Source organism: Sphingobacterium shayense, from assembly GCF_013179575.1.
Taxonomy (GTDB): Bacteria; Bacteroidota; Bacteroidia; order Sphingobacteriales; family Sphingobacteriaceae; genus Sphingobacterium; species Sphingobacterium shayense.
Window position 1 is genome coordinate 1 of the sequence record NZ_JABMCQ010000140.1, and the last position, 11,981, is coordinate 11,981.

Consider the following 11,981-nt stretch of genomic DNA (forward strand, 5'->3'; position numbering starts at 1 on the left):
CGCACTTTCTGTAGACTAACATAAAAAAAAACTTAAAAGGTTGCGCGTCATCTCTCGGTAATTCATCTGAAATTTCTAGTTTTGGCAAACTAAAATTTAACCATGCAATTTAGATCGATAAGTTTATTGGCTTTACTTCCTTTGCTTTCACAGGCACAAGACACGACCAATATACGTGAAGTTATCATCAATCAAAACCGATTACAGATTCCCTTTCATCAGGATAATCGTAACATAGAAATCATCACCGCAGAGCAAATTAACAGACTGCCTGTGAAAAACATCAATGAAGTATTAGGTTTATTAAACGGTGTAGATCTTCGTCAACGTGGACCACTAGGCACGCAAGCAGATATTAGTATAGATGGAGGTAGTTTTGATCAAACCCTCGTACTGGTCAACGGGGCAAAAGTTTCCGACCCACAAACCGGACATCACAGCCTCAACCTGCCGATCCCTCTCGATGCGATTGAACGCATCGAAGTACTTCGCGGAGCTGCTGCACGTATTTATGGCGCCAACGCATTAACAGGTGCGGTAAATATCATCACACGTCAGGTAACCAATACATCGGTTCAAGCAAATATATACACAGGATCATCCTTCAAAGAGCGTGAAGAAGAAGGTAAACAGGGCATATATCACCACTTTGGCACCCAAATCGGGGCAAGCTGGTTAGGAAAGCAGCAACAACATCAGGTCTTTTACAACAAAGAAAAAACCAACGGCCAGCGTTACAACACCGCAGGCGATATTGATAAAATTCTGTACCAAGGACAGACAACGCTTAACTCTAGCAACCAAATTGAGTGGCTAGGAACTTACATGTATAATGATTTTGGAGCTAATGGATTCTATGCGTCGCCCGGCGACAAAAACTCCAAAGAAATTGTTGAGACCGTGTTCGCGAGCATCAGCTCCAATCACCAACTTAATGATAAACTGTATGTTAGTCCCAGAATAAGCAACAGATACAATGAGGACGACTATCGTTATTTCGGGGATGATATCAGCACAGGCCGCTCCTTGCATTTTAATAACAGTTTTGCTGCAGAAATAAATTCCCGGTATGTTACTTCCTTCGGCGATTTCGGTTTAGGTTTAGAATCTCGCCTTGAAAAAATAACGAGCTCAAACATGGGCAGCTATAACCGAGATAACCACGGCGCCTATACCGAATTTACGACCGATAAAATTGACAATTTAACCTTGAATGTCGGCGCCTATCTGAACTACAACAGCCAATTTGGCTGGCAGCTGTATCCCGGCTTCGATGTTGGGTATCAACTGAACAAAGAATGGAAGGTTATTATCAATGCTGGATCAAGCCAACGCATACCTACTTTCACAGACCTCTACCTTCAGCAGACAGGAAATATCGGAAATCCGAAACTAAGAAGCGAAAACGCGTGGCAAATTGAAGGCGCTATAAAATACGAGAATGAGCACATTATCGCTCATGCAAGTTATTTTTACCGTAAAATAGACGACTTCATTGATTGGTTGCGCGCAAATGAGCAAGAACCCTTCCAACCTTTTAACATGGGAGGAAACAAAGTTAACGGGATAAATACGAATTTTAGTTACACTCTTTCCGCTGGGGCCTTTTCCTATAGCGCAAACGTCGGATACAGTTATCTAGATCCTACCTTAATACCAGTGAAAGGATTTTCTTCAAAATACACCCTAGAAAACTTAAAACATCAAGCTAAGCTCCTATTAACAGCAAGCACTTCTGATTGGAATGTTTCTCTCGCCAATAGGTTTAATCAACGTATTTCTGATAATTCTTATTTATTAACTGATCTTCGGCTAGGATATAACCTTACTCCGTTTACAATCTATAGTGATGTACAGAACTTATTCGATCAGACCTACGTAGAATCCGGTGCTATTCCGATGCCCGGGCGTTGGTATTCTTTAGGTGTGAAATACCACTGGCACAAAAAAAATAATTAAAATACGACTTAGCCGAGCAAAAAGATTGACTCGGCTTTTTTATTTTCTGGCGGTGAATGCAATATTTTCACCGACCTTAGTAGGTACTTTACCTATTTTTTCTTTTAACTTACCTAATTTCTATAAAAACAAACTCTTGATTACCTTTCCTTTGCTGAACACTAAACAATGAGCAATGGGATGGTTCACAGCATTTAAACGTAAAACAGAAACCGACTTAGTTGAGCAGTCCAATACAGAAACTGCACCCCCTAAAGTTGATCAATCGCAACTTAACGGATCGTCGGTTCACGACAATCAAGGAATATTTTTAATCTATGCTTTTCTTCAGCAGGACTTCGAAGACCGTGGTTTCAATGACGCCTTAGTAAGTGCCGATGAGGGCTATAAAAACGACAACATCAAACTCATCAAGTACGATTTGGAGATACTTATACAGCAAGTCAAGACGTATCATCAATCACTAATGAAGGACATGCAATTTCATATCCATTCACGTTCACGGGCCGGACTTATCGATTTGGTTGACGAACTCAAAATAAAACAGACAGATCTGCAAGCGCACATAGAAAAAGTTTACCAATTCGAAGAAGCGCTTAACACCGATTCTGGCCTTTGCGAGCGCGCGATCCTCGCATACAAACGGGGATTCATGAAAGGGATGGCGTCAATTACACAAGCATATTTATTAACAAAAAAATTCTAAGGGATGAAAGATTGGTGGTTAAAATTCGGCTGCTTCCTAACAGGTTTCAACTATAATCTTGTTAAGAACTCCAGTGAACAGTCTTCTAAAAATGTGCGTAAATATACATCGGCCATGCTGCTAATCATATTGGTATGGTTTTTTATTGGCTTTAGTTTCGCAACCAGATATCTACACCTAGAACTATGGGGAGGTATGATCGGAGGGGTAATCATGAGTTTTGTAATCATTCAAATAGAACGCATCATCATTCTTTCGACAAAAGTGAGCTCTTGGTCGACGCTCTTCAGGGTATTATTGGCCATTGTGATGTCTATTTTAGGAGCATTCATCATGGATCAAATTACATTCAAAGACGATATCGAACTTCGTAAAGCGCAGGTGATGGACGATCGTGTAAAAATTGCGGTTAAGCAGTCTGAAAACGATCTACAAAAACAAATTGATGATCTTGATAAACACATTTCCACTACCACGCAAAAATATGAACAGGTAAGCAAGGAGCTCCAAAAAAATCCAGTTATTGTCACCAGCTACACTAATCGCAGTGTAACCACAGATAACCAAGGTAAAGCTATCAATAGTACCCGTTCAACGAACAAATCGGTTATGGAGAATCCAAAAAAATTGGAAATGGAGCAGTTACACAAACAGATTGAAACCCTGCAGACTAAAAAGTTTGAACTCTCCGCGTCCATCACGACCATCAAAGAACGTAAAGAAAAAGAACTCAAAGCCAAAACCGGTTTTTTAGATGAACTCACCCTCCTCCATGACGTAGTAACTTCATCCAGTATCGGAATATTCGTATATTTACTGTTCCTGTTATTTTTTCTGGCAATTGAACTCTTTGTTCTCGTTATGAAACTAACAGACAAAGAATCCGATTATGACAGGCTAGTTCAGCATCAAACAGCAATACGCATTCAGATGTTAGATAAATTAGGCACTACATAAACAATGAATAACTTATAAAATTCAATCAATTCACTTTAAAAATTATCCATATGTCAATCAAAGAAACATTTTTCGTGAACGGCGAAAACCTTTTAAAAAAGATTAAAGAAATCATCGCTGAGGGAAACGTAACAAAAATCAGTCTCTCTGACAAGTCGGGGAAAGAAATCATGAGTTTTCCGGTCACCATCGGTGTGGTGGGCGTTGTTTTTGCCCCTATTTTTGCAGCAGTGGGAGCCTTAGCTGCACTTTTAACCGAATGTAAAATCACAGTAGAAAAGAAAAAGGACGATGACAACATTAACCCAGAACCACCTGCTGAAAGCGGCACAACTGTAGAGGTGAAATAAGGCGTTGATCCAACGACCTCAAAAACCAAATGCCCGAGTTTTTGTTATTTATTAAGTGAATAAACAAAAATGTTATGGCAAAGTCTATTGGTGTGATCGTTGGATCACTACGAAAAGAATCATTCAACAGGAAGGTCGCTAATTATTTAGTCAAAAATCCTCCTGCTGACTGTACACTGGAAATAATTGAAATCGGCGATCTTAACCTATATAATCAGGACTTCGACGAAGGTGGGACACCTGCTGCATATGCACCGTTCCGTCAAAAAGTGAAGTCTATGAACGCTATCATCTTTGTCACCCCGGAATACAACAGGTCCGTACCCGGAGTATTAAAAAATGCTATCGATGTTGGCTCCCGACCGTATGGTCAAAGCGTATGGGAAGGCAAACCTGCACTAGTCGTGTCTTCGTCGATAAGTGGACTTAGTGGTTTTGGGGCCAATCACCACTTACGCCAATCGCTCGTTTTTTTAAATATGCCAGCGATGCAGCAGCCAGAAGTATATCTTGCGAACGTACAAGAATATTTTGACGAGAACGGAAACCTTACCAAAACTGAGACTGCAGATTTTCTAAAGAATGTGCTCCGATCTTTCGCAGATTTTGCTAGTCGTTAACACCTGTTTCCGATTTAAAACATAAAAGCTGAAAATCACAAATATATTTTCAGTCCACGCTTACTCCCCCATTTCGAATTTAAAGAGATGGAGAGAGTAGGCTTTTATTATTTCCGAATATACTGCCGATTATCGCATTAATATCCGTTGAGTTTAACAAACTATTTGGCTAGAATCGTGTTATTCTTAATAACTAAAGAAAGGCATTAAAATGGGTAATTTATTTCAGTTCCGGGTAAATAAATCCGAAAGCCCATATTGGGCTTTTGCAGTTCACGACAGCCACCAAATTGACGAACAGCTCCAACCTTATTTACAGATCGACGAGAAAACACGCTTCCGCGAGGAAGATCCCCATACGGGATGCATGGCAGAGCTGCCTATAAACCAGTTCCTGGTGAGCACATCTCGTTTTCAGCTGGATATCAATAGAAAAATTGAAGACGCAATTTACCTCCATCCTGACCAAGCTTGGGGTTTTTCGGTTTGGAACGACCTCCCCAAAGATATGATCCAGGCGCTTCGATCTGTATATAAGGATACTTATCAACAGATCGACGCGTTGATTGAAGAGACGATTGATCGATATGGGTACTTTATGGTTTGGGATATACACAGCTACAATGCAAAGCGAGAATCAGCGGATCAGCCAATTGATAAACAAGCTAATCCACAAATAAATTTAGGAACTTTTTACAATCACCCGAAATGGCGTAATACTATTGACCGCTTTATCGATAGCGTGGCCTCTCAACAATTTATGGAAGCCCCTATTGATATACGGGAAAATGTTAAGTTTAAAGGCGGCAATCTTGCCCAGCACCTAATCTCCAAATATGGTAAAAAAGGCTGTGTATTGTCAATTGAATTTCGAAAAGACTTCATGGACGAATGGACAGGCGTTCCTTATATGCCGCTAATACAATCATACAAACAACTTTTGCTACACGTACTTACAGATTTCAAAAGCAAGCAAATAGATGCCGCAGGATAAAATACTAACACAAATAAAAAAGGCAATATCCGATCGAGCGCCAATTCATACACAAATTCCAAATCAAGGAAAAATTGTGTTCAACAAAATAGTGCCCTATCTTTTCGTCTACCGTATTCCCCAGAACGGTAAAGATAGAATGCTGTCCGAATTAGCTAAATCTGAGCACGCAAGTATCATCTTCGATCCGGAGGCTGAGGGTGAGGACTTAAACAAATGGATTCCAATTATTTCCAAAGCGCTTGCGGACCAATTCGGGACCTGTTTACTTATCGAAGTATGGACAGCCTCTGAAAAACAAACCGAAGATATTGCGATACATCTTTCACAGAAAAATGCACTCGATCTCGCGGAATATCTTGCGAAAAATATCCGTAACGAAGCTCATGAGTTATTTGTCGATCTAAAAAAGACAAGCAAGCTTCCCTGCCCACCGAATCAGCCACCGATAATCGAGACAACCGCAGCGAAAGCGAACATTGTAATCGCATTAGGTATATCAATACGAAAGCGTTATCAAAGTACTGAAGGGAGACACTTGCCATTATTAGCACGTATTTTCAGGGAGTCCCTCGCAAAAAGTCTTTCCCGCCTTTTCTTTGAATTCGTTCGTCTGCATACGAATATCCGCGCCGCCCATTTTAAAATGAAGGTTCATGAAAGGCTTAACCAACAGATATACGAAATCGACAATGTGTTGCTCAGAGAAAGTACGAAGTTCGACTTTCTATTACTGACAACACCAATAAATGCCCATGAGGCTTGGCTACAGTATCAAAGTGATGGCTACAGAAAGACACCTACTTTTCATTACCGACCGATTCCGGTTGATCCCGATCTGGTTAAACGGAATTTATATAATCTACCCATCGAAGATATTTACGATCCGACGATTGCATACCTGTTCCGCGATAAACGCAGGGAACTCGACGACATGATGACCATGCTTGCCTCTCGCAATACACCTGATTTTAAATATGGTAGTCTGATGGTGTTCGGCAACGTCAGTGATGATCTATATGAAACGGCCAAAGCATTACTTATTGCGATTGACTCTACCCCGACTCTTGATCAAGAAGACACTGAGTACGTCCTCGCTCCGGAATTTGCCAAGCTCGCCGAACAAGAACTTGCTTTCTTACAACAACAGTCACCCAAGTTCGGTAGTACAGTACGTATACGTGATGACATATCTGGGGTAATGGTCAATCACGGTGTTCTTAATATCAGCAAACAATACAAAATATCGCGTAAGCGTGCCCTCGCCTTAATACAACACGAAGTGGGAACGCATATCATCACCTACTTTAACGGGAAAGAGCAGAATTTCAGCATATTTCGACAAGGTGTGCCTGGTTACGAACAGCTCCAGGAAGGACTTGCAGTGCTTGCCGAGTTTCTGGTCGGCGGGCTAACAAATGAACGTCTGAGAACACTTGCAGGACGAGTGCTTGCCGTTCGTCACATGTTGATGGGACATAGCTTCAATGATACTTTCAGTATGCTCCATGAAGACTTTAATTTCGGTATCAAAACCTCATATAGCATGACGATGCGTGTATTCCGGTCGGGAGGACTAACCAAAGACGCAGTTTACTTACAAGGGTTTATTGAACTCATCCGATATATACAGAATGGAGGTGATTTAAAAATTCTTACGATCGGCAAGATACGAGAAGACTATCTTCCTATAATAAAAGACCTTATGCAGCGCGGTATCCTAAGGCAACCCGCTCTTACCCCTAGATATTTGCAACCGCCCTATATTGATAAACTAAATAATCTACAACTTTTTAGCAGCATTTTCAAAATGATAAATTATTAACATCGACATATGACAATAGCATTTTTGATCAACCAGACGCATAAAGAACTTAGCGGATACACAACAACATATTTGGCATTAACAGCTCATCGACGTAGCCATAAGATACTTTACATTGGCCTTGCTGACTTTGCCTACCATGATGAAAATACAGTAGGTGCACATTGCCGCGTATTAGAGTCTTCCGATCGAGTCACCGACCACAAAGATTTGATGCGTATTTTACGTAAAAAAGAAAAAAAGTTTATCACTTCGGACCAAATTGATTTACTTTGGATACGTCATGATCCGGTCACTGATATGATTGCTAGACCTTGGGCATCACCGACAGCGCTCCAGTTTGCACAGCTAATGAAACGCCAGGGGACTTGGGTGATTAATGATCCCGATCAATTGATGCAAGCGACCAACAAGATGTATTTGGAATACTTTCCCAAAGAAATTCGTCCGAAAACTCTTGTAACACGTAGTTATGAAGATGTAGTCAACTTTTTGGAACAACAAAAAGACAAAATCATCCTAAAACCACTTACTGGATCGGGTGGGAAAAATGTTTTTATGGTAAAAAAAGGTGAAAAGCATAACTTAAAACAAACCGTCGAAGTCATCGCGCGGGACGGTTACCTGCTCGCACAAGAATACCTCCCTGCTGCAGCCAAAGGTGATATAAGATTCTTTTTGCTTGATGGAGAGCCTGTACTCGTAGATGGGAAATATGCAGCCATTTCGCGGGTGCAACAAAAGGGAGATATCCGCAGCAATATTCACCAGGGAGGCAGTGCCAAGGTAGCACGCATCACAAAAAAGATCCTAGCGACAATAAGCCAAGTAAGTCAGAAGCTGAAAGACGATGGTATGTATTTCGTTGGCCTTGATATCGTCGGCAACGTGATCATGGAAATAAACGTATTTAGTCCAGGAGCATTGATACATGCTAGTAAATTAAACAATGTAGATTTCCTCACATACGTTATTGCTCATTTAGAAAAAAAGTTCGCCCAACGGCAGAAAGCAGAACATGAATTAAACAAAACACTTTAACAAACTACAAGACAGCAACTTGACATATGACAACAAATTAACAAGAAGGGTAAAAATAAAAAATAAGTTCTTAGATTTGAGAGAAAAATATACGCTAACAAGAACTTAATCTACTACTATGAAAGTACTAAAATTTATCCTCTGTCTACTGTTTGGCTTGATGCTGATTTTCGCTGGTGTAACAAAATTCATTCCTAACATGCCTATGCCTGAACAGACTGCAGAACAGTTAAAAATACATGAAGCATTTTTAACACTAAGTTGGATCACACCACTGGTTGGAATATTTGAAATAATTGGGGGCATTCTATTTATCATCCCACGCACGCGCGCTTTGGGCGCTTTAGTATGTTTACCAATCGTTGTCGGCATTTTTACCCATACAGTTACATTTGATCCCAGTGGGCTTGCGTTCGTGCTACCTCTTGTTTTAATCAATCTTTGGGTTATATGGGATAATAAAAAGAGATACATGATTTTGGTACAACACGATAGTGTCGGGACCGAATCATAAAACGATTCTAACAAAAGAAGGATTAAATTTGCAAATAACACTTCGTTTAATCCTTCTTTAAAATTTCATCATGGTCAAAACGATAACTATTCAGGGGAATAAGATACACGACATACCATCATTCTACGAGCATATCAACGAACTTTTTATGCGGGGCGTTGATTGGAATCTAGGGCAGAGTCTTGACGCACTAAACGATCTTTTATACGGCGGATACGGGATCATCGAAGGCAACGAAGCTATTAATTTAATCTGGTTAAATTTCGAGAAAAACAGGGTTGATTTGGGGTATGAGCTAACATTAGAGCATTATCAAAAAAAACTGTTAAAGCCTAGCGTATTTAATATAGATTTCATACAATCGAAAATCGATGAGTTACAACAAGGAAAAGGAATGACCTACTTCGAAATTATTCTTGAAATTATTAGCGAACATACTAATATAACGCTGATTCCCAAATGATACATTTGAGATAACGTCCCCTCCGGTTTCACTATATTCGGAGGATAATCGAAACCACTGTTACAACATAAATAAAATTCTGGCTTTCTCGCTAGCTCTCGCTGTCTCCTTGGGAGATTTGCAAAAAATCACGTATATTCAGAAGACCTTTAAAATTTCCGACCATGCAAAACATCAAAAAAGAAGACATTAACGAGGAGATATTTATCATTTACAACGATTATGCTCACAACCGTATTTCTAGGCGTGCATTCATGCAAAAGCTCTCACTTTATGCAGTGGGCGGTTTAACAGTACCGGCCTTACTCAGTTTCCTTAGTCCAGACTATCAAAGCACATTGCAAGTAGCAAAGGATGACCCCGACATTCAAACTGACTATATCACCTATTCCTCTCCTAAAGGCGGAGGTGAGATCAAAGGATTACTAGCAGTCCCTGTAAAAATTACGAAAAAACTGGGTGCCGTTGTAGTCGTTCATGAAAACAGAGGTTTAAATCCATATATTGAAGATGTTGCACGACGGGCCGCAAAAGCAGGTTTCCTGGTCTTGGCACCTGATGCTCTAACACCGCTTGGCGGATACCCTGGCAACGACGATGATGGTCGCGAATTACAAGCCAAGCGAGAAGGAGATTCCATGTTAGAAGACTTTATAGCAGCTGCTAATTATTTAAGTAGGCATGAACGTTCCAATGGAAAAGTAGGTGTTGTCGGATTTTGTTTCGGAGGATGGATATCCAATATGATGGCAGCGCGAATGCCAAACTTGAAAGCTGCTGTGCCATTTTATGGCAGACAGGCTCCTTTAGAAGAGGTTCCTAATATAAAAGCTCCATTATTATTGCAGTTTGCGGAACAGGATGAAGGTGTTAACAAAGGCTGGCCCGCCTACGAAAAAACGTTGAAAGCCAACAACAAAAAATATACAGCCCATAGTTATCCCGGTACACATCACGGATTTCACAACGACAGTACACCGCGTTTCGATCCCCAAGCAGCGCAACTAGCATGGGACAGGACGATCGAATTTTTCAATATTCATTTAGCATAATATTAACAACGGACGAACTAAGAACGGCCGTTGTTAATATTAATAACTATTGTTTAAGGGATCTACTACTGAATCCTATTTATGGCGAATGTGTTTTCCAAAAAAGCTAAGCACCTTTTGTTTATCATATCCAGTACCATCCTCTAAAGAGCCACTATCGTGGATTTCTAGCACCTCACCCTTTTGATTCATAACAATGAAAAAAGGGTAACCTAACTTCGATCCTTCGGGTGCGTATTTTTTAAAAACCTCTTCGTTATTATTCTCTTTAGAGAAATTTAAATGGTAATAAAGGAAATTCTTTTCCAGGAAAGTTGCAATGTCGATATCGCTCTGTATATAATTGTTAAAACGCAAGCACCAAATACACCAATTTCCTCCCGCTTGCAAAATAATATTTTTGTTTTCCGAATTTGCCCGTTCTACAAGCCTGTCAATATCATCCTGTGCATCTGCTTTTGGATCATAAGGTTTAACCAGTGCATCTCTTTCCACTGCGGGTTTATTTTGTGCATAGGCAGTTTGATAAAATCCAAGCCCAGCTATACATATTAATGCTAAAATTATCGTTTTCATTACGGTATACCAATTAAATCCGACCAAAGATACCATTTCTAGCTAAACTTAATATCAAACTACACTTACAGACCCTATCCCTTCCTAGTTTTCTCCAACTCCTTAACAAAATCTTTCCCCCAATAATGAACATCGAAATACTTTACCTGATCATACAGCCGTTTTATACGTGAGGAGCGTTCCTCTGAAGGCATTAACAACGCACGTAGCAAACTCTCTTTCATACTCTTCAAATCATAAGGATTAGTAAGAATTGCATAAGGTAGCTCTACGGACGCTCCCGCAAATTCTGATAGCACAAGCACGCCATCACCTTTAATCTGTCCTTGTACGGCCACATATTCCTTAGCGACCAGATTCAAGCCATCTCGTAATGGGGTAATCCAAGCAATATCGCTAGTAGCATACAGACTCACAACTTCCTCAAATGGTAACGATCGATAGAAAAATTGTATCGGTACCCAGTCCATTGTCGAAAATCGCCCATTTATTTCCCCCACCGCTCTATTCACTTCATCACGAATTTCATCGTAAATCCGCATGCCTTGTGAGGGCGGAGTACAAATGTTGATCAGCTCAACTTTTCCGTGATATTCAGGATACTCTTCTAGAAATTCACCGAAGGCTTGTATCTTTTCCAACGGCCCTTTCACATAATCTAATCGCTCAACAGAAAGTATTCGGCTGACACCATTTTCCGATTTTCGGAATAAGTTATCTTCAATATTCTCTCGAATCTTGGGGTCTTTTAAAGTGCGTTCTATCTTCTCCATATTAACCCCAACCGGTTGCGCCCCTAATCTAATCTGGCGACCATCGATCTCAATAATCTTAGTCATTTGGTCAACGCCCAGTGCGCAGCTATAGGTAAGGAATTGTTTTGCAGCATTAATCTTCTTGATAACTTTAAACGGGGTGTGACTG

13 protein-coding genes are annotated in these 11,981 nt (G+C 40.3%); 11 read left to right on the forward strand and 2 right to left on the reverse strand.

From position 1 onward, the window contains the following. Positions 1-102 precede the first annotated feature (102 nt). The 11 genes from HP439_RS14495 to HP439_RS14545 all read left to right on the forward strand — a co-directional run bounded on the left by HP439_RS14495 (position 103) and on the right by HP439_RS14545 (position 10,481). Positions 103-1,959 (forward strand): TonB-dependent receptor plug domain-containing protein, encoded by a 1,857-nt coding sequence (locus HP439_RS14495; RefSeq protein ID WP_172391056.1) that lies wholly within the window; start codon positions 103-105, stop codon positions 1,957-1,959. A 175-nt stretch (positions 1,960-2,134) separates the two neighbouring features. Further along, positions 2,135-2,665: a hypothetical protein gene (locus tag HP439_RS14500; protein WP_172391057.1), complete on the forward strand. Its 531-nt coding sequence runs from the start codon at positions 2,135-2,137 to the stop codon at positions 2,663-2,665. A 3-nt stretch (positions 2,666-2,668) separates the two neighbouring features. Then, positions 2,669-3,622, forward strand: coding sequence for a DUF4407 domain-containing protein (locus HP439_RS14505; RefSeq protein ID WP_172391058.1), 954 nt, complete (start codon positions 2,669-2,671; stop codon positions 3,620-3,622). Positions 3,623-3,672: 50 nt separating this feature from the next. Continuing rightward, the gene (locus tag HP439_RS14510) at positions 3,673-3,972 is read left to right on the forward strand and encodes a DUF4342 domain-containing protein (RefSeq protein WP_172391059.1); all 300 of its coding nucleotides are present in this window, start codon (positions 3,673-3,675) and stop codon (positions 3,970-3,972) included. Between the two features lie 74 nt (positions 3,973-4,046). Beyond that, positions 4,047-4,592 carry an NADPH-dependent FMN reductase gene (locus tag HP439_RS14515; RefSeq protein ID WP_172391060.1) on the forward strand — a complete coding sequence of 182 codons (546 nt, stop codon included), beginning with the start codon at positions 4,047-4,049 and terminating at the stop codon, positions 4,590-4,592. A 211-nt stretch (positions 4,593-4,803) separates the two neighbouring features. Further along, positions 4,804-5,586 carry an N-formylglutamate amidohydrolase gene (locus HP439_RS14520; protein WP_172391061.1) on the forward strand — a complete coding sequence of 261 codons (783 nt, stop codon included), beginning with the start codon at positions 4,804-4,806 and terminating at the stop codon, positions 5,584-5,586. After that, positions 5,573-7,411 (forward strand): peptidase MATCAP family protein, encoded by a 1,839-nt coding sequence (locus HP439_RS14525; RefSeq protein ID WP_172391062.1) that lies wholly within the window; start codon positions 5,573-5,575, stop codon positions 7,409-7,411. Before HP439_RS14520 ends, HP439_RS14525 begins: the two co-directional genes overlap by 14 nt. A 9-nt stretch (positions 7,412-7,420) precedes the next feature. Then, positions 7,421-8,452, forward strand: a complete 1,032-nt coding sequence (locus HP439_RS14530) for an ATP-grasp domain-containing protein (protein ID WP_172391063.1) — start codon at positions 7,421-7,423, stop codon at positions 8,450-8,452. Between the two features lie 118 nt (positions 8,453-8,570). After that, positions 8,571-8,966, forward strand: a complete 396-nt coding sequence (locus HP439_RS14535) for a MauE/DoxX family redox-associated membrane protein (RefSeq protein WP_172391064.1) — start codon at positions 8,571-8,573, stop codon at positions 8,964-8,966. A 70-nt stretch (positions 8,967-9,036) separates the two neighbouring features. Beyond that, positions 9,037-9,429 (forward strand): barstar family protein, encoded by a 393-nt coding sequence (locus HP439_RS14540; protein WP_172391065.1) that lies wholly within the window; start codon positions 9,037-9,039, stop codon positions 9,427-9,429. Between the two features lie 164 nt (positions 9,430-9,593). Beyond that, positions 9,594-10,481 carry a dienelactone hydrolase family protein gene (locus HP439_RS14545; protein WP_172391066.1) on the forward strand — a complete coding sequence of 296 codons (888 nt, stop codon included), beginning with the start codon at positions 9,594-9,596 and terminating at the stop codon, positions 10,479-10,481. Positions 10,482-10,556: 75 nt separating this feature from the next. On the opposite strand, the gene HP439_RS14550 is transcribed toward HP439_RS14545, so the two are convergent. Beyond that, positions 10,557-11,057 (reverse strand): thioredoxin family protein, encoded by a 501-nt coding sequence (locus HP439_RS14550; protein WP_172391067.1) that lies wholly within the window; start codon positions 11,055-11,057, stop codon positions 10,557-10,559. Between the two features lie 74 nt (positions 11,058-11,131). Then, positions 11,132-11,981 (reverse strand): alpha,alpha-trehalose-phosphate synthase (UDP-forming) (locus HP439_RS14555; RefSeq protein ID WP_172391068.1); only part of this gene is annotated, 850 nt, incomplete at its 5' end.

Coding starts and splice junctions, on each gene's coding strand:
- HP439_RS14540 (WP_172391065.1), top strand. CDS start 9,037: ATGGTCAAAACGATAACTATTCAGGGGAATAAGATACACGACATACCA.
- HP439_RS14505 (WP_172391058.1), top strand. CDS start 2,669: ATGAAAGATTGGTGGTTAAAATTCGGCTGCTTCCTAACAGGTTTCAAC.
- HP439_RS14515 (WP_172391060.1), top strand. CDS start 4,047: ATGGCAAAGTCTATTGGTGTGATCGTTGGATCACTACGAAAAGAATCA.
- HP439_RS14495 (WP_172391056.1), top strand. CDS start 103: ATGCAATTTAGATCGATAAGTTTATTGGCTTTACTTCCTTTGCTTTCA.
- HP439_RS14545 (WP_172391066.1), top strand. CDS start 9,594: ATGCAAAACATCAAAAAAGAAGACATTAACGAGGAGATATTTATCATT.
- HP439_RS14535 (WP_172391064.1), top strand. CDS start 8,571: ATGAAAGTACTAAAATTTATCCTCTGTCTACTGTTTGGCTTGATGCTG.
- HP439_RS14510 (WP_172391059.1), top strand. CDS start 3,673: ATGTCAATCAAAGAAACATTTTTCGTGAACGGCGAAAACCTTTTAAAA.
- HP439_RS14500 (WP_172391057.1), top strand. CDS start 2,135: ATGGGATGGTTCACAGCATTTAAACGTAAAACAGAAACCGACTTAGTT.
- HP439_RS14520 (WP_172391061.1), top strand. CDS start 4,804: ATGGGTAATTTATTTCAGTTCCGGGTAAATAAATCCGAAAGCCCATAT.
- HP439_RS14525 (WP_172391062.1), top strand. CDS start 5,573: ATGCCGCAGGATAAAATACTAACACAAATAAAAAAGGCAATATCCGAT.
- HP439_RS14530 (WP_172391063.1), top strand. CDS start 7,421: ATGACAATAGCATTTTTGATCAACCAGACGCATAAAGAACTTAGCGGA.
- HP439_RS14550 (WP_172391067.1), bottom strand. CDS start 11,057: ATGAAAACGATAATTTTAGCATTAATATGTATAGCTGGGCTTGGATTT.